The organism is Dyella caseinilytica (assembly GCF_016865235.1).
GTDB lineage: Bacteria > Pseudomonadota > Gammaproteobacteria > Xanthomonadales > Rhodanobacteraceae > Dyella_B > Dyella_B caseinilytica.
Map to the genome: position 1 here is coordinate 2,368,014 of NZ_CP064030.1, position 24,805 is coordinate 2,392,818.

Sequence of the window (24,805 nt, forward strand, 5' to 3'; positions counted from 1 at the left end):
GGCGCTCAACGATACAGATAGCGATTGATCAGGTTTTCCAGATACTCCTGCTTTCCGGATACGTGCGCGGGACGCAAATCGCGACGAACCGCTTCCTCGGCCAACGTTTGCAGGCTGAAATCGCCGCCCAAAATTTGCTTGCCGAAGGACCCATCCCAACCGGCGTAACGCGAGGCTTTGAATTCCGCCAGCAGATCGCGCTCGATCATCGTTGCGGCGCGTTCCAGCGCGAGCGCAAGAGCATCGATAGCGCCGATATGGCCATGGAACAAATCTGCCGGATCGCTGCTCTGACGACGCACCTTGGTGTCGAAATTGAACCCACCGGTAGTGAACCCGCCGTGGCGTAGGATTTCGTACATCACCAACGTCAGTTCTTCGATGCTGTTGGGAAACTGATCAGTATCCCAACCATTCTGCGGGTCGCCACGATTCGCATCGATGCTGCCGAACAAGCCCAGTGAAATAGCCGTAGCGACTTCGTGATGGAAAGAATGGCCAGCCAGGGTCGCGTGATTAGCTTCCAGATTCACACACACTTCGTTTTCGAGACCAAACTCTTTCAAGAAACCGTAGACCGTCGCGGTATCGTAATCGTACTGATGCTTGGTCGGCTCCTGCGGCTTGGGTTCGATCAAGATCGTGCCCTTGAAGCCAATGCGATGTTTGTGTTCCACCACCATCTGGAAGAAGCGGCCCAATTGCGCGCGCTCGCGGCGAAGGTCGGTATTGAGCAGGGTGTCATAACCTTCACGACCGCCCCACAACACATAGTTCGCACCGCCCAGGCGCTGTGTCGCCGCCATGGCGTGGAACACCTGAGTTACTGCACAGGCAAACACTTCCGGCTGAGGATTGCTGGCCGCGCCTGCCGCGTAACGCGGGTGGCTGAACAGGTTGGCGGTGCCCCACAGTAGCTTGAGGCCGGTTTCCGCTTGCTTGGCTTCCAGTACGTCCACCATGGATGACAGGTTGCGTACGTACTCGCTCAAGCTGTCGCCCTCAGGCGCGACATCGGTGTCATGGAAGGTATAGAAGGGTACGCCCAGACGCCGGAAGAAATCGAAGGCTGCATCCGCTTTCAGATGCGCCAATTTCATCGGATCGCCATGGCCTTGCCAGGGGCGATTGAAGGTGCCGCTGCCAAACATGTCGGTGCCCGGCCACACGAAACTGTGCCAATAGCACGCAGCCAGGCGAAGGTGCTCGTCCATGCGCTTACCCAGCACGAGCCGCGCCGGATCGTAGTGTCGGAAAGCCAGGGCGTGTGGGTCGTCACCCCTCGCCAGTTGAATCGGGGGGATGTGCTCGAAATAACTCATTGCTAATGCTCCTGTTCACCCGTAAAGCGTGCTGTGTGGCCTCTTAGGCCTGCAATTGCGAAATCCGCCAGCCGCACTGGGTTTTTCTTTGTCGCGTTGCGTCATGTACCCGGGCGATTGAGCTGTTAGCGTCCCCGACGACAGTAAATGCTGCTAAGTGGTACGACATGTCGCCTCATCGCATCGCACTCTTGTTTAACGCCAACAAGGTCTATGACCGGCAGGTGATCTCGGGTATTGGGCAATATCTGACCTCCACCCGGGTCACGTGGGACCTTTTCATGGAAGAGGATTTCCGCAGCCGCACGGTGGGCATCCATCTCTGGCGCGGTGACGGCATCATTGCCGACTTCGACGACCCACTGGTATGCGAGGCACTGGCGTCATCGCCCATCCCGGTTGTCGCAGTAGGCGGATCGTACGCGGACGATTCGCAATACCCGGCCAATACACCTTACGTGGCGACCGACAACCATAAACTGGTGCGATTGGCCTACGACCACCTTATCGAACAAGGCCTACAACGCTTTGCGTTCTACGGCCTGCCGCCCGCACCCGGCAACCGCTGGGCTTGCGAGCGTGAGCTGGCATTCAAGCGCATGATCGATGCTGATGACCTGGAAGGCATCGTCTACCGTGGCTCTTCCACCAGCGCCGGCGGCTGGGGCCGCGCCCAGGAAGAAATGGTCGAGTGGGTGCGCTCGCTACCCAAGCCGATTGGCATCATCGCTGTCACCGATGCACGCGCACGCCAACTGCTGCAAGCCTGCGTCGTGGCTGATGTGCCGGTTCCCGAACAGATCGCCATCGTCGGCATCGACAATGATCCGATTGCACAGTTATTGAGCCGTATTCCGCTGACGTCGGTCATCCAGGGGGCGGAGGAAATGGGCCGCATGGCGGCGCAAGTGCTGCATCAGATGCTGCACGGTGGCGATTGCTCCACTACCCGCATCCTGGTGCCGCCGGTCGGTATCAATGTTCAGGCCACCAGCCTGCACCAGCCCATGAAGAGCGCCTATGTGATGCGCGCCAGACACTACATCCGGCAGTATGCCTGCCTGGGGATCAAGACCGAACAGGTCGCCGATTACGTCGGCATCTCTCGCACCTTGCTGGAAGAGCATTTCAAGCGCGAGCTGAAACAGTCCGTGCATCAGACCATACTGGAGCACAAGCTAGGTATTGCGCGCACCATGCTGGCCGATTCTTCGATCCCGCTGACTGACGTGGCGATACGCAGCGGATTTACCTCGCTGCAGTACATGTATGCCGTGTTCCGGCGCGAGTTCAACTGTACGCCGCGGCAGTTTATGGAGAACGTGCGGAGTCATTGAAGGCTGGCGTTCAACGCTTCCCAACCATCCGCACAGCTGTATGTGAGCCTTGGGCGTCCACCAAACCGATCGCCATCCCGGCGACGGCCGGAGGCGCTGTGATGACAGTGGGCGAGATAGCGTTCTCTGGCCTGCATTAAGTTCGGATCGTCGCTTCGAGCCAAGGTAAGAAATTCACCACATCGCATTCCCTTTTTTCAAAGACGCGAACGAAACGCCGACACGATCGGCGATTATTGCCCGCTATCGCCCGGATTTGCGGCAAGGGGCGGCACCTTTACCCGAAACAGGGGATCGACATGGCTGGCAAGACCAAGCAAATCGTCTTCAATAAAAGATTGGGCAACGCGCACGCGCGCCTGGCTTGCGCGATTGCGCTGAGCCTGTGCGGAGGGAGTGCCCTTGCCGCTCCATTGGCAGTGTTGAATCACAACGGCAGCTATGTCGTTGTCGAGAGCTACGCACCCAATATCGTCCGCGTCACGATCAGCGATAACGCATCAAAAGCGGAGGCAGCCCCTGGCTACGGCTTCGTCGGCACCCCCGATGAAAGCGGCTGGACACACCAGGCCAATGCCAGCAGCGACCGCTTCGTTTCCAAGGCACTCACGCTGGAAATCGTCCAGCCCAAGCAAGGGCCCATGGACACCATGGCGCGCTATTTCGCGCCAACCCTGCCTCCGGTCGCGTTGAAGGTCAGCAAGCCCGACGGCGAAGTGATCCTCGATATGACGGGCTGGGAAATGTCGCCGCACAAGGTGAACGGCGAACAGACCTATCGCGTGGGCGCCAGCTTTGTCGCACCGGCGGACGAGCATTACTACGGCCTGGGCCAGAATCAGGAAGGCATCCTCGATTACCGGGAGCGCACGGTCGAGTGCAAGCACGACTATGATGCACCGGCCGGCGAAACGGTCTGTGTCCCCTTTCTGGTGACCAACAAAGGCTACGGCATCCTGTGGGACAACCCATCGGCCACCCGCATCTCCGCAGCGGTGAACGGGCGCACTTTATGGCAATCCAATGTTGGTGAGCGCGTATCGTTCTTCATCATCACTGGCAACACCACCGACGACATCTATGCCGGCTACCGCAAGCTCACCGGTGCCACGCCGTTGCCCCCCAAAGCCGCCTTTGGATTTATTCAAAGCAAGGCGCGTTACGAAAGCCAGCAGCAGATTCTCGACGCTGCCGCGGGCTATCGCCAACGCGGCTATCCGCTCGACATTATCGTGCTTGACTGGTTCTACTGGACCAAGATGGGACAGTTCGACATCAATCCCGCCGAGTTCCCCGATCCTGCAGCCATGAACAAGACGCTGCATGATGAAGGTATACAGACCATCATCAGCGTATGGCCACGCTTCGAGCGTACATCGCGATTCTTTTCATTCCTGGCCAGCCATGGCTGGCTTCTGAAGGATGCCAACGGCCAGCCGGTTGATGGCTTGCCATTTCGCAACGACCGCGCCGGCGCACTGATCGACAGCACCAACCCGCAGGCACGTGCCTGGTACTGGGGACAGATACGCGACAATCTCGCTTCGAAAGGTTTCGACTATTTCTGGCTGGACGAAACCGAGCCAGATCTGGTGCCCGACGGCTCGTTCTACAGTATCGGTTCGGGCGATCGCTATCACAATGTGTTCCCGCTGCTGCACACCGAGGGCGTGTCCGAAGGCTCGCGCCGCGACCGGCCAAACAAGCGCAACCTGATTCTGGCCCGCGCCGCCTATATCGGCGCGCAACGCAACGGTGCGCTATTCTGGTCCTCGGATATCCAGCCAACCTGGGAAGCGCTTAAGCGCCAGGTACCTACCGGCCTGGATTTCACTGCTTCAGGCCTGGCCTACTGGGGCAACGACATCGGTGGTTGGCAGCCGCTCCCACCCGAGCACACGCCAGCGCACAAACCGCTACTCGATCCATCCGATGCACGCACAGTGGTCGGCGGTTACGACGATTATCCGGAGCTATTCGCGCGCTGGTTCCAGTACGGCACCTTTACGCCCACGTTGCGCGTGCATGGCATGCGCAAGGCGGTCGAGGTATGGGCGTACGGCAAAGGCGCCGAGCAGGTGGTCGTGAAATACCTGAGGCTTCGCTACAGCCTGATCCCGTATACCTACGCGCTTGGCAAGCATACCTATGACAGCGGCGCACCATTCATGCGCGGCCTTTTCATGGATTTCCCGGACGATCCCAACGTTGCCACAATCGGCGACGAATATATGTTCGGCCCGGCTTTCCTGGTCGCGCCGGTCACCGACCAAGGTGTGGAGCACCGCAAGGTTTATCTACCGGCGGGAAGTGATTGGTACAACTTCTGGACCAACGAGAAATTCACCGGTGGCCAGACGATCGACGTATCAGCACCTATCGACACCATTCCGTTGTTCGTACGCGCCGGCTCAATCATCCCGATGGGTGAGCAGATTCCCAGCACCGCCACCCCGCAGAAGTTGGCCTCCATCCGTGTTTATCCCGGCAAGGATGCGGATTTTGTGCTCTACGACGATGATGGCGTCAGCTACAACTACGAGCATGGCTCTGGCAAGAGCACCCGGCTGCACTGGAACGATAAGCAGCAGACGCTTAGTGCGAGCGACGGCATGGACGTCAGCAAGCTGATTCAGGTGATGGGACGGTAAACAGACAGCTGTGCGAGCTGTTACGCCCTCCCCAGCTCACCGGGGAGGGCTGGAGTGAGTTGAACACTTGCCAAAAGCTCTCCCTCCAGCAAGTGTTAACTCCGCCCCCTGCCCACAGAAGCTAGCCTTGCGCCGCAAGCACAAGCAGGGGGAGGAGCAAGTATCAGTGAGTCAACGTCAGATCCGCTTCCAGCGGCGTATGGTTGGACGCATCACCGACATACACCTTGAATGAACCTGGATCGACCTTCCAGCCATGCGCGTTCACGTCGTAATACGCGAAGGCACGACGATCCAGATGCAGGCTGACATGCTGCGTCTCACCAGGCTTCAAGCGCACCTTGCGGAATGCCTTGAGTTCGCGTTCCGGACGCGGCACCGTGGCGGAAGGATCACTCACGTACACCTGTGCCACATCAGCAGCTTCACGCCCGCTGGTATTGGTAATGTCGAACGAGATCTCCGCCTCTTCGTTGGGTAGCTGTTTGGCCGACATATGCGAGAACTGGAAACTGGCATAGGAAAGCCCGTAACCGAATGCAAACAACGGCTGTGGCTTGTCGGGATGGCTGGTATACCAGCGGTAGCCGAGGAACACGCCTTCACCATACGTCACGCTTGGATGGGTGCCCTCCGGATGCGGCTTGGCGTCGTACCAATCGTGCACTGGGTTATCCGCCCACTGACGCTCAAAACTGATAGGCAGCTTGCCTTCGGGTGAGTGCTCGCCAAACAGTACCTGTGCGATCGCCGTACCGCCTTCCTGGCCCGGATACCAGTTCTGCAACAAGGCGGGCACGTGATCAAGCCAACCTTCGGTGGCGTAGCCTCCGCCCGATGTCACCGTCACGATGGTATTGCGATTGGCAGCGGCAACGGCCTCGATCAAGGCTTCCTGCCCCCACGGCAAGTTAAAGGTGCGGTCGTAGGCTTCGCTCTCCGAACTTGGATCGAAACCGACGGCCACCACGGCCGCATCCGCCATCGCCGCCATTTTTCTGGCATCGGGTGCGATCAGGTCATCAATGGCGATAACGCCAAGACCCATGCGGCTGTAATCGACATCGGGCTTGTAATCCAGGCGAACCGATACAGACTGGTTGGCGCGGAGCGTCAGCGTCGTATAAAGCGGCGCCTGTCCCTCACGATGAGGCTGCGCGGTCACTGGTTTGCCGTCGACGTAAAGCACGTACGTGTCTTCGCTCGCCGCGGCTGTCAGGAACAAATACTTGCCATCATGTTGCGGTACGAATTTGCCGCTCCAGCGAATGCTTTGCCGGTGTGTCGCGGGCGTGGTCCACAGCTCCGGTTTCCATTGATCGACATGCTGATCCACCAGCGCACTGGTGGGCTTTCCTTCGAAAGCATCGTTATTGAAGGTTTCCTTCAGCAGGCCTTGCTGCCCATCGGGCGTGGCAAAGGTTGATTGCTTGAATACCTCCATAGCCGACGGCAGGCCGCGACTGTACAGCACGTGCACCTTGTTGCCAACCAGGCGCGTGATACCGGTCAAAATACTCTGTGCCTGGAAAGTGTCGACGTGCGAACTACCACCGGCGCTGGCAATGGCCGGATCCGCATTGGGACCGATTACAGCAAGCGTTTTGATACGAGATGCATCCAACGGCAGCAACTGGTGTTCGTTCTTCAGCAACACCAGACCTTCCAATGCACCGTCAAGCGCAATCTGATCGTTTTGAAGACTGAACAACGATAGCGATAAATCCTTTTGCGGGCGGTCCAAAAAGCCGAAACGCACAGCAGTGCGCAGAATGCGGCGTACCTTGTCATCGAGCATCACCTGGGAGAGCGTTCCATCGCGCAAGGCCGGCAGCAGATGCTCGGCGCTGAACGCATCAGGCGCAGGCATCTCCAGATCGAGGCCCGCGTTGAATGCCTTCATCCAGTCGTGGCCGGGGCCGGATGTGGCGCCCCAGTCGGACATGAAGATGCCGTCGAAACCCCAGCCTTTCTGCAGAATGTCATAGCCGAGCATGCGGTTCTCGGCCGGATAATCGCCGTTGACCAAGTTGTAGCTACTCATTACGGCACCAGCATGCCCCTGCTTCACAGCCATCTCGAACGCAGGCAGGTAGATCTCGTGCAAGGTGCGCTCGTCGATATGCGTATCGAGATGGCGGCGATCGTATTCGGAATTGTTCGCAGCGAAGTGCTTGACCGTCGCCACTACGCCCTGGCTCTGTACGCCGTCGATCAAGCCAACCGCCATACTGCCGGCGAGAAACGGATCCTCACCGTAGTACTCCATATTGCGGCCATTTTGCGGCGCACGATACATGTTCACACCGGGCCCGAGCAGAAAATGAATACCGCGCGCACGCGCATCGCGACCCATCGCCTCGCCCACTCGCTCGGCCAGTGCCGGGTCCCAGGAAGCCGCCAGGCCAATGCCCGCGGCGTAGGCGGTCGATGGACCCGCACCGCGGACGCCATACGGACCATCGGACATCGTCATGGCGGGCAAGCCCATCTGCGGTTCGGCGTGCGTGGAGAAATTATCGACGCCGCTGAGCAGCTCAACCTTTTGCTCAAGCGTCAGCCTGCTCAACATGCTGTCGACGCGTTGTTCAACCGCGGGGCTATCAGGGAGTGGCATGGTGCTGGCGTACACTGAGGCTGACGCAGCAAGCGCTACACAGAGAGACAACACCATACGCTTCAACGGCGGTTTGTGCATCGTGAATCCTTTGCTTGTTTTCAAAGTCTGTACATCATTTCTTGCCGTCATTAACCAGCTTCAGCGCCGCTTCGTCATCTCAGCTCTCACTGGGATGACATCAGAGCAGGATTCCGTATGACGCGAATTGCAACTTAATAAGTCGCTAGCTTCACGTGCAGAATCTGCGGCACGCTGGTGAAGTTGAGCCCGTAATCGGTCTCATCGCCGTTCCACAGGCGCATGAAATGCCACTGCCCCTGACTGTCGTAGGTACCCTCTTCCACCCGGTCGAGCAGGAAATGCTGCTGCGCGTTGACCGATGAAAAATCGACGCGCGCGTGGTAGCCGGTGACCAGATACTCATCCTTGCCAATTTCGGCGATTAGCACTCCGCCTTGCGGAGGCGTATTGCCGGGCGCAGGCGTACCGCTGCCGAACTGCGACATGCCGTAGGACACCGTCGCCCGCCAAGCACCCAGATCCAGCGTCTGTTGATGCGTATGCTCAGGTTCGGACACACCCCATACCTTGCCGGCATAGCTGAGCGCCGCAATCAGCTCACCCATCGGCCGCAGCAAGCGGTTGTTCATGGCGAAGGGTTCGAGCGAGTCAGCGTCTGTCTTGTGCGCGCCGAGCGGCCAGTTTTCATAACCGGTGTAGTCGATGCCAAACGGCGCAAATCCCAAGCCTTGCTTACCCAGCGCAGCGAAGATGTAACGGGCGTAAGCCTGGTCGTTGCCGGTCTCAGCCACGATCAGCGGGTTATCCGGGCGTGAATAGTGATCGAGCACCGTGGTGTAGTACGCGTAATCACGGTGATAGATGTCCGGCCCCAACAGATCCAGTGCAGGCGCGGCCACTTTCCAGATGAACATTACGTTATCAGTCGGACCGCCAGTGGAGTAGCTGCCGGGCGGCGGCGGGTGCAACGGATCGCGCAGGGCCGCATTCGCATACATCGGCAAGGGATAGACCGCCTTACCGGCTGCGGCGACCTCGCCGATGAAATGGGCCACCGACCAGGCATGGAAGTATTCAGCGGCATCCCTGCCGAACACCTGGGTCCAGGTACCCGCATGCTTGCCCGTTGCCTTCAGTAGGTCTGCAGGCACCTGTTCGACGAACTGCGCATTGGCGGCTGCGGAATAATCGCGATCCGTGCCATAGGTGCCGGATTCGTTTTCCACTTGCACCATGATCACGGTGTGCTGCGTGCCATCGATCTGGCGCAGATGCGTCATGAATTGCACGAAGGCGGTGCGATCGGCCTCCAACGTGGCGGGCGCAAGCGGTGACAGCGAGTCGAGCAACTTGCCGTCACGCGTCTGCACACGCGGAAAGCGCCGGTTATCCAGCTTTACCCATGAAGGCGTATAGCTTGGGCCATTGTTCTTCCATGTGCCGAACCATAGCAGCACCAATCGTACCTGGTGCTGGCGCGCTTGGTTGACCAAGATGTCGAGAAAGCTGAAATCGAATTTACCCTCAACGGGCTCGACCTGCTCCCACGCCATCGGCACCATCACCGTATTGGCTTGTATCTCAGCGATGGCTGGCCAGACCTGATCAAGCATCGCTGGCCAGTTGCTGGAGTTGTTGACTTGTGCCCCCAGTAAGAGGAAGGGTTTGCCATCCACCGACAAGGCATGCCGACCGTGATCGGTGACGATGTGCGGCAGGTTGTTCGGTGCGTCCGCACCGGAAGCCGGCAGAGATACACCTGCTAAAAATAACGCAGCAAGCAAAGCGAACAGACAGATCACGCGGCGACGTAATGCGACATGCATGAGAAGCCTCATATCGATCGATTGCCCATCTCTAGCGGAATGTTCAGCACTAACGAGCCGTCGTACCGGCGCAGGTCGGGGCGACGAGCGCTTTCTCGCATTGTTGACAGAAACGCTGATCATGGTTGCTCCGCCCCGACGGGATCGCCGTACAGAATGCCTCGCCCGCTTCCGGCGAAATACACCCTGCCGAAAATTCGTGGGTCGCCGGTCACGTGGGTAACCTGTCCAAATCGGTGCTGATCATCATCGATGCGCATCCAATGCGAACCGCCATCAACCGAGCGATATAGACCCTGAACATCCCCGCGTTGCCCTGCGGCAAACAGTGTCGGCATGCTCTTCTCCGGTGCGGGACAACCAAAGCCAAAGCTGTCGACATCAGTAAGTTCGCCCATATGCGCCAGCAACAAACCGTTATCGTTGGCGCGCAACATCCCTTGCTTTCGGCTGCCCGCGTACAACACCCCGGCGTTATCGGGGTCGGCACGCAGCGACAGGTGATCGCGAGGCTTTGTTCGGTAATCCAGCGCGCCGCCAATGACGTGGAAATGCATGCCGCCGTCGCGACTGACGAACACCTCACCTGCAGCAGCGTCGTAGGCATAGAACCGCTGGGGATCCACGCGATCACTCAGGACATGCGCATGTGCCGATAGCCCTTCAGCAGCGAACCAGTGCTGGCCAAAGTCACGCGTGAGATAAGCCGTGGATGCGCCGTTCGGAAACCACAATACGGCACTAGCATCCGCCGCGATGGCGATGGTGCCCGCACCCTCGGTCGCGCCCTTTTCCGGTTCGCTGGCAAAAGCCTTCCAATGTGTGCCGCCATCTTGCGAATAGGCAGCGCGCATGGCTGTACCAAATGGATAGCGAAGATACCCGCTGCGTACGATCCACGCAGGTTTTCGTCCGGCCTCATCCAGACTTTCTGAATTGGCGTAACGAGGCGGGGCCGTAAACTGAAGTGGCGCGGTGCTCAGGTCATCATGCCGATAGCCATCCAGATCCCCGACCGCACTGATCAGATGCGCGCCTTGTGGTGGACTGACCAGATCCAATGCCACGGTTTCTTCAAGACCTTGATCCTGGAATTGCCAATGCACATCACTGCCGTGATCGGCGTTGCGCATATCCACCGACATCCACACACCATAGCCGGTGACGAACCACACATGATCGGAATCATGCGGATCGATGGCGATCGAAGCGATCCAATGCGGCGTGTGCTCACGTGTCCACGCCGTTTGACTGACATCGAACTGCGAGTGCGCAAAGATTTCCTGCCAATGCGCACCGCCATCGATGCTGCGGAACAACTCGTCTTTCGGCGTGTAATGCGCGAACGTCGCCGTCATCACAACGTCTGGATGATTCGGATCGACAGCCACTGCACCCCAGCCATACCCGCTGGGCTGGCCACTTACATGCGGCAACGGCGTAATGTCGCTCCACTGATTCGACGTCGGCTCGTATTTCCAGACCGCACCGTCGTGCATGCTGTCCGGCCCGGGTTCGTCGCCATAGCTGAGGTAATAAACGCCATTGCTGGCCCTTGCCATATGGTTCGGGCGTAGACCGAGCGGCTGGCTGGGCACTGCACTCCAGGTGCGGCCACCATCCGTAGAACGGAACAGGCTGGTCTCCCGGGAGGAAACGCCGGCATAGAGTGTGGTTGATGCCCGGCCCGGCGAGCCGCTGGAAGGATCGAAGACCACGAACACGATGCCGATTGCCTGACGGCGCCAATTGTTCTGCGCTGTCGCCGAAAGCGAGGTGGCTGCAGCAGGAAAGCTATCCACCCGTGACCAGTGCGCACCGTGATCATTGCTGCGCCACAGGCCCGCATCACGCGAACCGAAGAACAGAATGCGGCCATCATGGGGATCAACCGCAAGGCGCTCTCCGTTGCCTCGCCCCAACTCATTGCCGCCCAGCTTGAACGGCAGATCGCTGCGTTGGAAATGAACGCCGCGATCCTCCGAGCGGAGTATGGCGGCGTTACCGGCAGACGCCGTGTCATACATGCCGGCGGCCAGGTACACACGATTCGCGTCACCCGGATCGACAGCGAGACTGTCGATGCCGAACAGATTGTCGTCCGCTGCGCTGAGCCAATCAGTCAGCGGCGTCCATTGCGCACGTGCCTGATCCCAGCGGTAGGCGCCACCGACGTCAGTACGCGCATAAAGCAGCCCCGGTACGGTCGGCTGGAACACCAACCCGCTGACGAAACCGCCACCACCGATGTGCACGCTGGCGAAGCGATAGGAGGCGGAGGTGGCTTCACTGGCGTGAAGGCTTGCAGCAAAGAGCCACATGCAAGCAGCTACGCAAATGTGCCGGAACAATCGGAAGAAGTATGTTCTCGCATTGCCGTCATTCCGGAGCAGGAATGACGGCATCAAGCTACGCCGCGAGGTTTCCCCCTCTCGCCGGTACTTTACTGGATGGCGAGAGGGTGCAAAGAAGCGCCCCTCTCCGGACCAAGGAGAGGGAGTCGCACTTTGCTTCATCAGAAGGTGCCTCGCAATACCAGTTCTGCGCGGCGATCGGTGGTAAACCAGCCACGTGGATACAAGTGATAGTCAACGACACCGTTGCCGTAGCTGGTCGGACCCATCAGGGTTTTCACGGTCGAATTGGTGAGGTTGTTCAAGGTCAGACCAACCTGCAGGTGCGAGTCGATCTTGTAGAAGATCGAGGCGTCGAGCTGGCCGTAGTTATCCGACCAGGTCGGCAGACTGGTAGAAGCATCGCTGGTGGTAAGCAGATAGCGCGAACGGTAGCTATATGCGACACGTGCCTGCCAAGGACCGTACTGGTACATGCCAGCGAGGTTGAAGCTGCGCGGAGACAAGCCCGTCATCGGCAGCGAGAACCCAGGCACTGTCTGGCCACTATACGGGTTGGTGGCTGTGTTGACGCCGCCCTCGCTGTGCACATAGGTGAAGTTGGCCTGCATGCCCAGGCCTTTCAGCGCGCCCGGCAGGAAATCGAAGAACTGGTTGTAGCCGATCTCGGCGCCGCGGATCATGCCGTTGCCGATGTTGTAAGGACGGGTTATCGCCCACTGCTGATTGTTGTAGACCTCGGTTTCCGTTTCCTCGGCGATGTAATTGCCGATGTCCTTGAAGAAAGCAGTGGTGTACAGCAGACCAGTGGGTGCGAAGTACCATTCCAGCGCGGTATCGTACTGGTCGGCGACCATCGCCTTCAGGTTGGGGTTGCCGGCCGTACCGCTCCACCGCAACACCTCGGTATTGTTGGTGTTGAGCGTGGCACCCAGCTGCAGGTAGGGTTGCAGCTCGCTGAAATCCGGTCGCGTCATCGCCTTGGAAGCGGCAATTCGCCATTGCAGATCGTCGGTCAGTTTGAAACGCAGATTGAAGCTTGGCAGCGCATTCTGATAGTGCTGGTTGGCAGCGATCGGGAAGTATTGTCCGTAATACGCTGTCTGCAAGGGATCGGAAAGACCAGAGTAGGCCGCCAGGTTCGGGTATACGCCTTCACCGGACGTACTGACGTCGGTACGCACCAGGCGCACGCCGATATTACCGTCGAACGGAATGCCCAGCGCATCGTCATTGCCGAAGTACAGGATGCCATAGGCGGTCTTGGTCTTCTCGCCCTGGTCGTTGATGTCGCCAGGTGTGAGCTGAACCGGCTTCCAACCGCCGGACGCTTCGATAGTCTTCAAGATCGCGTAGGCTGCCGGGTAGCTCTCTGCCAACGCAGCGTTGGGGAAGTACAGCGATGGTACGTTGACTTCGCCGCGATAGAAATTTGAGAACGAATACAGCGAGGACTCATTCGTCAGGTAGCTGTTAAGGCTGGCCAAACCGCTCGGCGACGAACTGATGGTCGCCCAGGGTTCGGTGATCGCACCCCAGTTATAGGGGCTGCTGTTGTTGTTTTCGTCGCGATCGGTATAGCGGATGCCGAACTTCACGTACTGCAGCCACTTGTTGTCCGCGAAGTCGTCTTCCAGATCGAGGCGGCCAGCGCGCTCCATGCCGGTTTCGTTCTCGAAATGGTCCATCGCCGCTGACCAGAAGTAGTTCGCGGGGTTGTTGACGAAGCTCGCGGGATTGACCGTGATGCTGGGCATGCCATGGTTGCCGACGGTATTGAGGTACAGGCCTGGCAGATAGGTTTCGTCGAAAATGGTGAAGTCCGTTTCGTCGCTGGTGGATTTCACCAACTGCAGACTACCGCTCAGGATCATGTGATCGTTGAGGTTGTACTTGAAGCCGTTGGTCCAGTCGGTGGTCACCGTAGTCTGCACCTGGTAGCGGGTGTCCCCATTCATTGCCACGCCGTCGGCGCTACCTGCGTAGTTCGTATAGTTCGCATCCGAGTTCATCCAGCCGCTCTGGAAGATGCCCTGAGAGTTGTACTTGAACGTAGTTCCGGGCGCCGGCGTCATGTCATACGCGCTATCGGCGTAAATGGCGCCGCGCTCGAGCCAGTCCATGTTGTAAATGGAGCGCATGAACCGCGAATAGAACTCCAGATTATTGGTCGGCCGCCATTGGAATGCGCCGGAGATGCCGATGCGTCGACGATTGAAATCCAGCGTGCGCCACTGCGCACCGCCCGGCACGTATACCTGTTTGAAATCGGTGCCTGCCAGCGCTGCTGAATCGGTGCGCAAGGTGAACGGCTCGAGCTGAATACCATCGGTCTGGCTGGCCAACTCCGAGTAGGAGACGTCGACCAAGGCGCCGAATTCGCCAAAGTCCTCGGTCTTCCAGCGATTGCTGTAGAGGAACGACGCGGATGGCTTGCTCTTCTCCGCGATGTCGCCTTCATTGACGCCGGTGGAGAAACCGACCTGCTGTCCCGGCGCATCGAACGGCATGCGCGTGCGCAAGTCGACGGTACCGCCGATGCCGCCTTCGATGATCTCCGCGTTGGGGTTCTTATACACGTCCACACCGGCCATCAGTTCAGCCGGCACATCTTCGAAGCTCAGGCCGCGTCCGCTATTGGAGGAAAACGAGTCGCCGCCGTTCAGCAAAGTACCCACCATGGTCAGGCCGCGGATCGTGACATTGCTGCCCTCTGAAGACGGGTGATCCGGATCATTGGGCGAGATGAAGCGATCGATGGTGACGCCGCTGATGCGCTGCAGGGTTTCGGTCACGCTGCGGTCTGGCAGCGCGTTGATATCGACGGCGGTGATCGAATCGACAATCTGGTCGGCGTTCTGCTTCAGCGTCTGCGCCGATTCAAGGCTGGCCCGGATGCCGGTGACGTTTACCTGAGCCAGGTTCTTGGCGCTCTTCTTGTCCTTGTCCGCCGCGGCATTCTTCTTTTCCGGGGCCGCATTGCTGGTGCTCGTTGTTTGGGTTCCGCTGCCATTACCGGATGCGGCACTCGTATCCTGGGCGGCAGCCACAGGGCCGTACATCAACGCCAAGCCGATCGCCACCGCAGCAGCCAACTTCGCGCTGGAGATGGTTGCAGATACCGATGGGCGCACTACGCCATGCATCCTGGATGCAAGCACTTCGCTACTCATGACCGACGTTCTCCCCACAAATTCCCGTGCCGAAGGCTCATGGCCTGTCAGCTGTTGTTGTCAATTCGGGCCACTAGCCCGTCTGAAGCATCTGGCGGCATGTCCCCTAAAAGCGCTATCAGCCGGCGATGCTTGGCAGTGCGGATGCTGAGACCTTGCCTATTTGTGCACAATTACGAAATTAATGGCGGGGATTAATGTTTCTTCATTTGCGGTCGCGACAAGACTTCGCCCACTCATTCATGCGGCACTTTTCCCACACAAGGGCTGAAAACCCTTACTGCGCCTCATTTTTCGCGCTTCGATCGAGAGTCGCCAATGAGGCGCGATCGCGCCTAACTCGGCGCAGCTCATTTCGCAGGACTGAAATCCGGCTATCCGCGCCGACTCACGCAGCGCTCTAATCGCTCAGGCCAGCATTAGAAACACGCGTGATCAGCTCATCCACCTGCGACAGGAACATCTTCAGCATCGGAGAACGGTTGGATTTGCTGTACCCAATGACTAGACCGATGGTGGGTACCTTGCCTGCCAGCGGACGGCTCACCACGGACCACGGCATCAGACTCTGGACATAAGCGGGAATCAGCGTGACGCCACGTGTCGACGCCACCAGCGACATGACCATCGCGGGATTGTCCACCACCTGCCCCGGCGTCATCGCGACGCCAGCCTTTTCCAGGTAGGCATCGATCACGGCACGCAATACGGTGGCCTTGCTGCCCATGCCGATGAAGGGCTCGCCCACCAGATCCTTCGGATGAATCCTGCTTTGTGAGGTCAGAGGATGATCACTGGGCATCAGCACTACCAGCGGTTCCTGTTTGACTGGACGATACACAAGATCGTAATCGGGCTCCGCGCGCAGGAAAGCGACATCCAGTTTTCCGCGCGCCACAGCCTCGGCCAAATCCGGTGAATAGTCGCTGGACACCGTCACATCGATATTCGGCAATTCCGCGCGAAGCAGGCGCATGGCCTCCGGCAGCCAGGTCATTTCCTGCCCGGTGAGAAAGCCCATCGCGAAACGCTGCTTATCCGGCTGTGCGGCCCTGCGCGCCGCATCAATACCGGCATCTACCTGGCTCAACGCCATGCGCGCGTAATTGAAGAACACCTTGCCGGCCTCGGTGAGCGTGACACCGCGCGCACTGCGAACAAGCAGATCTACGCCTACCTGATCCTCCAGATCCTTGATCTGGCGGCTTAACGATGGCTGCGACGTGTGCAGGCGCCGTTCCGCTGCCACGGTAAAGCTTCCGGTTTCGGCAACCGCCACGAAATACCGTAGATGGCGCAGCTCCATAGGCACTCCCAAGCCATGCCTCAAAGGCATGGCTACCAGCTTACAAAGTCTTTTTCCAATCCGCCACGCAAGTCTAGATTTCGCCCCATGGCAACACCATCTGATGTAAAGCAATGCCCTGTGAGCCTCGCTACGAGGCTCTGTACCATTCAACTTTTCTTATCAGGTGCACAAGCCCACCACTGTCATCATCCTTGAAGGAAACTCGACGTGACTCAGCCAAACTCCTCTACCAACAGACCCGTCAAGCAACCCGGGCCGGACCACCCCATCACCATCGAGCGCAATCCGCAACGCGTCGTAGTGAAAGTTGCCGGACGCATCTTGGCGGACACACGCGATGCGCTGGTGCTGAAAGAAGCAAACTATCCGGCGGTGCATTATCTGCCGCGCAAGGACGTCGACATGACCTTGCTCGCACGCACCGATCACGCAACGTATTGCCCCTACAAAGGCGACTGCAGCTACTACAGCATTCCCGCCGGCGGTGGCCGCTCCATGAACGCTGTGTGGAGCTACGAACAGCCCTATGAATCGGTCGCCGCGATCAAGGATCACCTTGCTTTCTATCCGGACCGCGTTGACGCCATCGAACTGCTCGACACCTGATCTCTCTCACATCCTTTTACGATTGGAGCAGTATCGTGAGCAAGCTCACTGGTAAAACCGCGCTGGTCACGGGCGCATCTCGCGGCATCGGACGTGCCGCTGCGCTCGCACTGGCCAAGGCTGGCGCGCAGGTATTGATTCACTACGGCAGCGCGCAGAAGGAAGCTGATGCCGTGGCCGAAGACATCCGTAAGGCCGGCGGACGTGCTGAAAAAGTCGGCGCCGACCTGAGCACACCCGACGGCCCGCATGAGCTGGCCCGTCAAGTGCGCAGCATTGTCGGTGACCGACTCGACATTCTGGTCGCCAACGCAGGCGTCTCGAAAGCCGCGACGATTGAAGAGACCACTGTTGCCGACTTCGACCAACTGTTCGCCGTCAATGTGCGTGCGCCGTACTTCCTGGTGCAGCAGTTGCTGCCTGCGCTATGCGAAGGAAGCAGCATCATTTTCACTTCGTCGCTCGCCGCACGCGCGGCCGTGGGCAACCTCTCTGCCTACGCATCGACCAAGGGCGCTATCGATACGCTGGTGAAGCACTTTGCATCGGCACTCGGATCACGCGGCATTCGTGTAAACGCCATCGCACCGGGCGTGGTGGAAACGGATATGTCCAACTTCACCAAGACCGAAGAAGGCCGCAACGTGACGCTTGGCATGCAGGCACTGAAGCGGTTGGCGCAACCCGACGATATTGCAGGATCAGTGGTATTTCTGGCCTCTGACGATGCACGCTGGATCACTGGCGACACCCTTCGTGTGGACGGTGGATCACGCGTCTAACCGACGTATGCAGGCCTTCACGACACACACGTGAAGACCTGCCAAACGTCACTGGTTTGAGCTTGCGCTAAAGCTCGACGAGCACGACGCCTTTCAAATTACCCGCACAGGCTTCCGACAAAGCAAAAGGCCCCTGCTCAATACCCTGGAAGCGAGAACTCGGCGAGATGATCTTTCCTTCATGTTGCCAACGGGAAAGCCACCTCACCCATTCCGCGAATCCATCGCGATCGTCTTCACAGGCGCTATAGCCACGAAGCGTGACGCCTCTGACAATCAGCTGGAACGTATCCAGCTCCACAGGCGCCAGCTTCTCAGCCCCTTCGGCCGCCAATTCGGCACTCAGCGCGCCCAGCAAAACGAAACGTGCACCATGACGGGCGAGCGAAGCAGCCGCCTGCAAGGGCTCACCACCCACCATGTCGACGTAGACATCGATACCGTCCGGCGCAGCCTGAGCCAATTGCTGCGTGATGGGCGTGGCTCCGCGGATAACGACCTCGTCATAACCCAACTCAGCCTTCATCCAGCGCGCCTTTTCCTCGGAACCGGTGCTACCGATGACTCGGCCGGCACCAAGCTTGCGTGCAATCTGTCCAGCCATGGAACCAATCGCACCGGCGCCGCTTGAAACAAACACAACATCGCCATCGTGCACTTGCACGCCGTGTGTCAGCGCCGCGTAAGCAGTCCAGCCATGACCGAGATAAACGGCTGGATCAACGCCCCGGGCATCGATCCGGACGCAATCCTGTTGCGGCACTGTCGCGTACTCACGCCAACCGAATCCGTGCAAAACCAGGTCGCCCGGATGAAGATCGCTCTCCGCCGGCGCCTGTACCACTTCACCAATGGCGCCATCTGCAAGCGTGTCGCCCAGATTAAGCGGAGGAAATGGAATACCCTTGATGCTTTGCGCTCCCTTGCTGGCCATCAAACGCGTGGATATCGAGACGCGAAACCAACGATTACATACCAGCACCTCATTCGGAGTCGGCGGTTGCACGGGTACTTCGGCGATTTCAAAATGCTCAGGTCGCAGCGCGCCATCTGGATGCGCCACGAGTCGGACAATACGAGAAACAGAAGGCAATACCAGCATGATCAGATCCTTGCAGAAACGATTCGCGCCATTGGCGCTGAAGAAAAGAGCGTGCGCGCACACCCGTCATTTTCTGGACGGTCTGATTTAATGGCTACTCGCATTCTGCGTAACGAAAAATTTACGCGCAAAACACCACTGCAGCAGCGCTCACGCAGCACTGTAGCCGCCCTTGTCGAAGCCGGCGCCCGTGTTCTTGTACAACATGGCTGGAGTCGTTTTACGACCAATCAGGTGGCGGAGATCGCAGGTGTCAGCATCGGCTCGCTTTACCAATACTTTCCGGACAAGCTTGCACTGGCCGAGGCGATCCGACAACGGCATCTCGATGAAGTATTGAAAGTATTGACGCCAGCATCGATGCACGGCGATGGCGTGCCAAACGACACGTGGATCGCACCCTGGGTCGACGGCATCATTGCCACGCACTCGAAGAACCAGACACTGCACCGCATCCTGCTGGATGAGGTTCCCCTCTCCACACGTAGCGCCACCGATACATTCGAAATGGAATATCAGCGCCGCTACCAGGCGCTAGTGAGGGCCAGTGCGCGTGCTCGCCAGCGATCATGTCACGGCATGGCGGGACACGTGCTGGCATCGGCCGTGGAAGGCATTGTGCACACCGCTGCACGGCGTGGCGAACTTGAACTTCCGCCGCTACGGGTCGAACTCAACAACTTGGTTCGCGCGTACTTGCAGACGCTTTGATCCACGCTTAGGTAAGCGCGGCTCCCCGCTCGATTTACGAAACGGATTCCGGGCTGTAGCAATGATTTCTCACCAGTGCCGGATCGACTTCAAGCGGCTGGGAGAAATCTGCCATCAGCGAACCCTTCGGACTGAAATGCTCACGCTCGATGCCTTCCCAGGTCATCCACACGCCAACCTCTGTTTCCGTGGCTAAGCTGGATTGTTGCGAACGATGCCGACAAGGATAGACCGTCAACGTATGTTTGATGCGGGTGTACATACATGCTCCCGTGCACGGAAAACACATTCCCATGGCCAGTGCGGAAAATTTCCGCCCCTGCATCCCACTGACCGCAGGCTATTTAGTCTATCTATCTTGTCATCTTGATGACTGCCGCATCCAGTGGCACCGAAGCATTTTTACAAATGATTGATTTTATTAAAAATATCACGAAACACTCACCCTCGGTTTCGCGTGGAGCGCCATTAAACAGCGGAGCAGCCAAGGTCCTGACAATCCAGCAGCGGACTACAACACCGACGAAGGAAGCGCCTACAATCACTGCATCGATTTCAAGATTGCCGATGCGCAACGAGACTTGCCGCGTGAAAGTATTGTGATGCGCTCATCATCCAGTGTAGAAACCAGCAATACAAAAAATCGCCAGATCATGCGCGTCGGCATACGACATTCCGCCGCGAATATGAGATAAACATTGCGCCGGGAAGTCAGGCGCCGAGGAGGGGCCCCTCCTCACCATGGATGACCGATGCCCGACCAAGCCGCCGCCAAGGCGGCTTGTTTCTTTTTTGGACACCTGAAATACGAAAGTGCGTATAGACGGATGGATGTCTAAATAAGTTCTCCGTCCTATGCAAAAGGGCGGCTTAATCCGCGCCTCTTCCGCTGGAAGAGGCCAGTCCTTGGCAACTCAAACACTGCACATACCGTCAACCAGGATCGGCCGATAGCGCCTCTCTTAGTCGCGCAACCTCCTTATACAAGACATCCAGTTCCTGACGTAACGAGCGGTTGACATCCATCAGCTGCTGTATCTGTGTGCATTGCGCCACCACTGTACGCAGCATCTCCGTACTCACCACGACATGGCGTTTGCGATAAGCGCGCATACGTTCAGCCGCGGTTTTTGCCCTGCCCGTTGGCGGTCTGCCACGGCGAGGCTTTATGGGAAAAGTCATAGCAATGGTGCCGGGATCGCGTGGGTCGACCATGGGATTCCTCCTCGTTCCTAAAACCATTTTATCGTAACGTTACTTAAATTACAAGTAATTTACCCAAAAGCGGTGTTCTGGCTGAAAGAAAGGGCGATAAGCGCGTTAATACGCGACGTGACTGCGCGCATTGCGCGATCGCACGCAAGCGCCCTGCTCCGCGCAGATGCAGCAAGTCGAGAAATGGGTAACATAAAAAGATTGGGTGTCCCGGCTTCTACAGGAGTGGCCGGTAAAGCGGCGCGCCAGCCCTCAGGGAGGGCGCTGTCATTGAAATGCGTTAACGCTGCTGAGCATTTCGTTTCGCTGCGCGAAGTCCCCGATCCGCCGCGGCGTAGCATTCACAATCGAGCGTTACGGATCATCCACGCAAGCGCTTGCCAATGCCGGCGTGCCAGCATTAGCAATGCTGATTACAGTCTTCGAATGCAAAACAGGGCGGAAAGCGGCAGCAATATCAACAGCGATACCGTCGAGAACAAGGCCGGGACCGCGCCGTAATGGCCGGATATTTCGCCACCTCCGAAGAAGCCGAAATAGAAATAGCTTACGAGGGCGGAAACCAACACCAACCGATCCGTACTGCCCCCAAACAGTTGGTGCTTAGCCATCGCAAACAGTTGGAAGAAGAAACTGTAGGCGATATAGACCGCGGCTGCCGTCACGAATGGAAACAATAACCACGTCGATATACCCAGCCCTCTGGCCGCCAGCGCCATATCGGCATGGGTAGTGATGGTCCGGGTCGGAGCATAGCCCCAGACGTTGCCTGCACACATCAGCGCCAACCAAAAAAAGAACGTTGCGAGCATTCGGCGATCTATGGAAATCGCCCACCGAAATACCCAAAGGCAAATGAAATAAAGAAAACCATTCCCCATGCCAGGACCTGCCAGTGCAATCAAGGCCGCACTGAAACCCTTATGCGCTGCAAATAGGGGGTCGTAATCGACGTTTTCATCGATATCCTGCTGGAACAGAATATTCGCAACGCTTTTCTCTCCGTAATTCAAGGCCAGCGGATTTTGCTTATAACCAAGCATCCACGCAGTAAATGCATGGCAATACTCATGCGCAAGATATGCGACTGCATGAGCCAGCAAGACCATCAATGCCGTCGACACCAGAAAATACGTCAGACCGCGATAGCCATCATCCCACTTTGTATCCGACATGCCGCCCCTCTCCCGTATGCCGATGGTGTCAGCAACGACACGCACATGGATTACCGGATGCGTCGGCAATCCATCACCTGTCAGTTACTGTAACGGGAGAGTCATGCTCATGCCTATGTCTCGTCGCGATTTTCCTGGTCATGCCATCAAGGCAACAGGGGCGGCAGCCGTTATCGGCTTGCCACCCCGTACCAGCGATTTTTCCGCGCTCGTCGCAAAGCGACCTTACCGGGTAAAGGCATGGATGCAGAACAACGTAGGCCAGCGCGATTCACGCACGCTTCCGGATCACGCCTAGACGGCATTCACGATGCCTGCAGGAGCGCTCTCGACGCGGGCACAGCATTACTGCACGATGATTTCGTCAGTAAACAGCCAGATATTCTTGGCTCCGTCAGGAAACGTTGCTGGCAATGCTGAAGGCCTCAGTGCATCAACACGGATGTAGCGTGCCGTCACTGGCTTGGCTGCCCTGAAGTCGATCGATTGCAGTCGCAGGGGCGATGTGACATCCATATCCGGCGCACCGTCATAAAGTTTCGTCCAGTGCTGGCCATCCGACGACACCGAAAAAGTGACTTGCCTGGGCGGTACGATCCTGGATTGTGGTGAAGACAAGAATTCAGCTCTGATGGAGCGAAAGGTTTGTTCATGCTGCAGATCGATGGTGGCGCTCACATCATTGTCATTCCACGCCACCCAACGCCCATCGTGAAAATCCGTACTGCCGATGACACCATCGACCAGGGCATCACCTGGCGCATAGTCCGTTGAGGGCGGCTGTGCAAATGCGATGGGATGCCCTGTTGCCAGATTGTCGACCAATGTAAAGCTGATCGCGTTGTCATAACGGAGACCGTGGCGGAATGGCACCACCTTCACAGTGCCGGCCCGCTTGATATTCACTTCGTCGCCAAATGCCGGTGACTGCGGCGTGGGCTCCGATCCATCGACCGTGTAATGGTTCTGCACGTCATCGAAGCCGCGCTTGGCTTGTAGCTGCCATCCTCCATGCTGTGTGTCGACAGTCAGCTTGTACTGAACTACGGCATGGTCTTCGGGGCCATAGGCCACCTGCTGCGCATCGAGCCAGGGATACTGCGCCTGCAGCCGCTGTTCGAATGCCGTGTAACGGGCTTCGTCATGTGCACCGTTGGTCCACAGGTTTTCGGCGAAGGCGAGCATGCGCGGGTAGATCTTGGATTCCGCATTGAACGGATTGGCCCGCTCGCTCCACAGCGGCGCCTCGGCACCGAGTATCTGCGCCCGGTGTGCGGCGAACACGGCATCATCCGGCGCGCCAGCGACGTCGGTCTGATAAATACTTTTGACCGTCAGACGCTCCGCAGGCGAGTCCAGATAGAACGGCCCAGCCATGATGATACGGTTACCATTGACCAGTGCCTTGCGTGCTTCGTCATCACCACGCCAGATTTCGATGATCGCATTCTTGTCAGCGCCACCCTCAAGAATCTCGTCCCATCCAACCAGGGTCTTGCCCTTGCTGGCCAGATAGGACTGGATCTGCCGGATGAAATAACTCTGCAGTCCTTCCTCGTCCTTCAGGCCCTGCGCATGCATCAGCGCCTGACAAGAGGCGCAATCCTTCCAGCGATCTTTGGGCGTTTCATCGCCGCCGATATGTACAAGCTGCGACGGGAAAATCGTCATCACTTCCTCGAGCACATGCTCGAGGAAGGTAAAGGTATTGGGATCGCCCACACAGTCGATATCTTTTAAGACACCCCAGGTCGTGGCGACGGGAATCGACTGTTTGGTGCAGGAAAGCTCCGGGTAAGAAGCCAGCGCGGCCACACTGTGGCCTGGCATTTCGATCTCCGGAATGACCGTAATATTGCGCTGCCGCGCGTATTCGACCACATCACGCGCCTCTGCCTGCGTGTAGAAGCCGCCGTAGCGGCTACCGTCGGCCTCGGTACGCCATGCACCCACGCCGGTGAGCTTCGGATAACGATTGATCTGCAGGCGCCAACCCTGGTCTTCAGTGAGATGCCAGTGAAAGATGTTGATCTTGTAATAGCTCAATAGGTCGAGCTGCTTCTTGATGAAAGACACCGGATAGAAATGCCGGCCCACATCAAGCATGAAGCCGCGATAGGCAAAGGCCGGAGCATCCTGGATCTGGACGGCAGGAATCGCGACTGATGAACCATGTTCAAGTGGCAACAGCTGACGCAAGGTTTGCACGCCCCAGAACAGCCCTTTGTCGGTCGATGCCTGGATAATTACGCCGCGTGACGTAACGGAAAGTCGATAGGCTTCATCGCCTATGACGGAGGGATCGATCGCCAGCGCGATGCCATGCGCATGCACGCTTTCGGAAAGCCGGATGCCGGTCTGATTGCGAATGGCGTCGCGCAGAAAGGAAACGATCTCGCGTGCCCGTGCATCGTCCGGCGCGTCGATGCCGGTATTTGCGTCCAACTTATAACTGCCCTCGCCCGCTTCCATGTGTTGGGGCTCCGGGATGATCGAGATCTCGGCAGAGGCGCAGAGGCTCGTCATCAGGATCGATACACCGAAACAGCAGGCAAGAAGCGATTTCAACATCCTCAAAACTCCATCTGTTCAAACATATGT

Annotated in this window: 18 protein-coding genes; 7 read left to right on the top strand and 11 right to left on the bottom strand. The window is 58.1% G+C overall.

Annotated elements, in window-relative coordinates:
* Positions 1–5: 5 nt before the first annotated feature.
* Complete coding sequence (xylA, locus tag ISN74_RS10240; RefSeq protein WP_188799227.1) at positions 6–1,322, bottom strand: xylose isomerase; 1,317 nt, start codon at positions 1,320–1,322, stop codon at positions 6–8.
* Positions 1,323–1,489: 167 nt separating this feature from the next.
* Here xylA and ISN74_RS10245 point away from each other — a divergent pair, with 167 nt between their 5' ends.
* Complete coding sequence (locus tag ISN74_RS10245) at positions 1,490–2,659, top strand: XylR family transcriptional regulator (RefSeq protein ID WP_188799228.1); 1,170 nt, start codon at positions 1,490–1,492, stop codon at positions 2,657–2,659.
* A 299-nt stretch (positions 2,660–2,958) separates the two neighbouring features.
* Positions 2,959–5,310, top strand: a complete 2,352-nt coding sequence (locus ISN74_RS10250; RefSeq protein ID WP_188799229.1) for a glycoside hydrolase family 31 protein — start codon at positions 2,959–2,961, stop codon at positions 5,308–5,310.
* A gap of 163 nt (positions 5,311–5,473) precedes the next feature.
* Here ISN74_RS10250 and ISN74_RS10255 read toward each other — a convergent pair whose 3' ends face one another.
* The 5 genes from ISN74_RS10255 to ISN74_RS10275 all read right to left on the bottom strand — a co-directional run bounded on the left by ISN74_RS10255 (position 5,474) and on the right by ISN74_RS10275 (position 16,610).
* Positions 5,474–7,882: a glycoside hydrolase family 3 C-terminal domain-containing protein gene (locus ISN74_RS10255; protein WP_239004491.1), complete on the bottom strand. Its 2,409-nt coding sequence runs from the start codon at positions 7,880–7,882 to the stop codon at positions 5,474–5,476.
* A 260-nt stretch (positions 7,883–8,142) separates the two neighbouring features.
* A complete protein-coding gene (locus ISN74_RS10260) occupies positions 8,143–9,777 on the bottom strand; it encodes a DUF5597 domain-containing protein (RefSeq protein WP_188799230.1) in 1,635 nt (544 codons plus the stop codon).
* A 119-nt stretch (positions 9,778–9,896) separates the two neighbouring features.
* Positions 9,897–12,098: a WD40/YVTN/BNR-like repeat-containing protein gene (locus tag ISN74_RS10265; protein WP_188799231.1), complete on the bottom strand. Its 2,202-nt coding sequence runs from the start codon at positions 12,096–12,098 to the stop codon at positions 9,897–9,899.
* Between the two features lie 194 nt (positions 12,099–12,292).
* Complete coding sequence (locus ISN74_RS10270; protein WP_229679143.1) at positions 12,293–15,304, bottom strand: TonB-dependent receptor; 3,012 nt, start codon at positions 15,302–15,304, stop codon at positions 12,293–12,295.
* 400 nt (positions 15,305–15,704) lie between these two features.
* Positions 15,705–16,610 carry a LysR substrate-binding domain-containing protein gene (locus ISN74_RS10275; protein ID WP_188799232.1) on the bottom strand — a complete coding sequence of 302 codons (906 nt, stop codon included), beginning with the start codon at positions 16,608–16,610 and terminating at the stop codon, positions 15,705–15,707.
* Between the two features lie 210 nt (positions 16,611–16,820).
* On the opposite strand from ISN74_RS10275, the gene ISN74_RS10280 reads away from it, so the two are divergent.
* Both ISN74_RS10280 and ISN74_RS10285 read left to right on the top strand, forming a co-directional pair.
* Positions 16,821–17,219 (top strand): DUF427 domain-containing protein, encoded by a 399-nt coding sequence (locus ISN74_RS10280; RefSeq protein ID WP_188799233.1) that lies wholly within the window; start codon positions 16,821–16,823, stop codon positions 17,217–17,219.
* 35 nt (positions 17,220–17,254) lie between these two features.
* On the top strand, positions 17,255–18,001 hold the full coding sequence (locus ISN74_RS10285; protein WP_188799234.1) for an SDR family NAD(P)-dependent oxidoreductase: 747 nt from the start codon (positions 17,255–17,257) through the stop codon (positions 17,999–18,001).
* A 67-nt stretch (positions 18,002–18,068) separates the two neighbouring features.
* Here ISN74_RS10285 and ISN74_RS10290 read toward each other — a convergent pair whose 3' ends face one another.
* Positions 18,069–19,103 carry an MDR family NADP-dependent oxidoreductase gene (locus ISN74_RS10290; RefSeq protein ID WP_188799235.1) on the bottom strand — a complete coding sequence of 345 codons (1,035 nt, stop codon included), beginning with the start codon at positions 19,101–19,103 and terminating at the stop codon, positions 18,069–18,071.
* Positions 19,104–19,193: 90 nt separating this feature from the next.
* Here ISN74_RS10290 and ISN74_RS10295 point away from each other — a divergent pair, with 90 nt between their 5' ends.
* Positions 19,194–19,814: a TetR/AcrR family transcriptional regulator gene (locus ISN74_RS10295; RefSeq protein ID WP_188799236.1), complete on the top strand. Its 621-nt coding sequence runs from the start codon at positions 19,194–19,196 to the stop codon at positions 19,812–19,814.
* Positions 19,815–19,848: 34 nt separating this feature from the next.
* On the opposite strand, the gene ISN74_RS10300 is transcribed toward ISN74_RS10295, so the two are convergent.
* Entirely contained in the window at positions 19,849–20,076 is a 228-nt protein-coding gene (locus ISN74_RS10300) for a hypothetical protein (RefSeq protein ID WP_188799237.1), read from the bottom strand.
* Between the two features lie 107 nt (positions 20,077–20,183).
* On the opposite strand from ISN74_RS10300, the gene ISN74_RS10305 reads away from it, so the two are divergent.
* On the top strand, positions 20,184–20,417 hold the full coding sequence (locus ISN74_RS10305; protein WP_203546748.1) for a hypothetical protein: 234 nt from the start codon (positions 20,184–20,186) through the stop codon (positions 20,415–20,417).
* A 330-nt stretch (positions 20,418–20,747) separates the two neighbouring features.
* Here ISN74_RS10305 and ISN74_RS10310 read toward each other — a convergent pair whose 3' ends face one another.
* Both ISN74_RS10310 and ISN74_RS10315 read right to left on the bottom strand, forming a co-directional pair.
* Positions 20,748–21,029 carry a hypothetical protein gene (locus tag ISN74_RS10310; protein ID WP_188799238.1) on the bottom strand — a complete coding sequence of 94 codons (282 nt, stop codon included), beginning with the start codon at positions 21,027–21,029 and terminating at the stop codon, positions 20,748–20,750.
* A gap of 413 nt (positions 21,030–21,442) precedes the next feature.
* Positions 21,443–22,204, bottom strand: a complete 762-nt coding sequence (locus ISN74_RS10315; RefSeq protein ID WP_188799239.1) for a hypothetical protein — start codon at positions 22,202–22,204, stop codon at positions 21,443–21,445.
* 109 nt (positions 22,205–22,313) lie between these two features.
* On the opposite strand from ISN74_RS10315, the gene ISN74_RS10320 reads away from it, so the two are divergent.
* Positions 22,314–22,502 (top strand): hypothetical protein, encoded by a 189-nt coding sequence (locus tag ISN74_RS10320; protein WP_188799240.1) that lies wholly within the window; start codon positions 22,314–22,316, stop codon positions 22,500–22,502.
* A 47-nt stretch (positions 22,503–22,549) separates the two neighbouring features.
* Here ISN74_RS10320 and ISN74_RS10325 read toward each other — a convergent pair whose 3' ends face one another.
* Positions 22,550–24,775, bottom strand: coding sequence for a glycoside hydrolase family 20 protein (locus tag ISN74_RS10325; RefSeq protein WP_188799241.1), 2,226 nt, complete (start codon positions 24,773–24,775; stop codon positions 22,550–22,552).
* Between the last annotated feature and the right edge of the window lie 30 nt (positions 24,776–24,805).

Coding starts and splice junctions, on each gene's coding strand:
- ISN74_RS10250 (WP_188799229.1), top strand. CDS start 2,959: ATGGCTGGCAAGACCAAGCAAATCGTCTTCAATAAAAGATTGGGCAAC.
- ISN74_RS10325 (WP_188799241.1), bottom strand. CDS start 24,775: ATGTTGAAATCGCTTCTTGCCTGCTGTTTCGGTGTATCGATCCTGATG.
- ISN74_RS10310 (WP_188799238.1), bottom strand. CDS start 21,029: ATGGTCGACCCACGCGATCCCGGCACCATTGCTATGACTTTTCCCATA.
- ISN74_RS10245 (WP_188799228.1), top strand. CDS start 1,490: ATGTCGCCTCATCGCATCGCACTCTTGTTTAACGCCAACAAGGTCTAT.
- ISN74_RS10255 (WP_239004491.1), bottom strand. CDS start 7,882: ATGTTGAGCAGGCTGACGCTTGAGCAAAAGGTTGAGCTGCTCAGCGGC.
- xylA (WP_188799227.1), bottom strand. CDS start 1,322: ATGAGTTATTTCGAGCACATCCCCCCGATTCAACTGGCGAGGGGTGAC.
- ISN74_RS10290 (WP_188799235.1), bottom strand. CDS start 19,103: ATGCTGGTATTGCCTTCTGTTTCTCGTATTGTCCGACTCGTGGCGCAT.
- ISN74_RS10260 (WP_188799230.1), bottom strand. CDS start 9,777: ATGCATGTCGCATTACGTCGCCGCGTGATCTGTCTGTTCGCTTTGCTT.
- ISN74_RS10320 (WP_188799240.1), top strand. CDS start 22,314: ATGCCTATGTCTCGTCGCGATTTTCCTGGTCATGCCATCAAGGCAACA.
- ISN74_RS10305 (WP_203546748.1), top strand. CDS start 20,184: ATGACTGCCGCATCCAGTGGCACCGAAGCATTTTTACAAATGATTGAT.
- ISN74_RS10270 (WP_229679143.1), bottom strand. CDS start 15,304: ATGAGTAGCGAAGTGCTTGCATCCAGGATGCATGGCGTAGTGCGCCCA.
- ISN74_RS10275 (WP_188799232.1), bottom strand. CDS start 16,610: ATGGAGCTGCGCCATCTACGGTATTTCGTGGCGGTTGCCGAAACCGGA.
- ISN74_RS10315 (WP_188799239.1), bottom strand. CDS start 22,204: ATGTCGGATACAAAGTGGGATGATGGCTATCGCGGTCTGACGTATTTT.
- ISN74_RS10265 (WP_188799231.1), bottom strand. CDS start 12,098: ATGTGGCTCTTTGCTGCAAGCCTTCACGCCAGTGAAGCCACCTCCGCC.
- ISN74_RS10295 (WP_188799236.1), top strand. CDS start 19,194: ATGGCTACTCGCATTCTGCGTAACGAAAAATTTACGCGCAAAACACCA.
- ISN74_RS10300 (WP_188799237.1), bottom strand. CDS start 20,076: ATGTACACCCGCATCAAACATACGTTGACGGTCTATCCTTGTCGGCAT.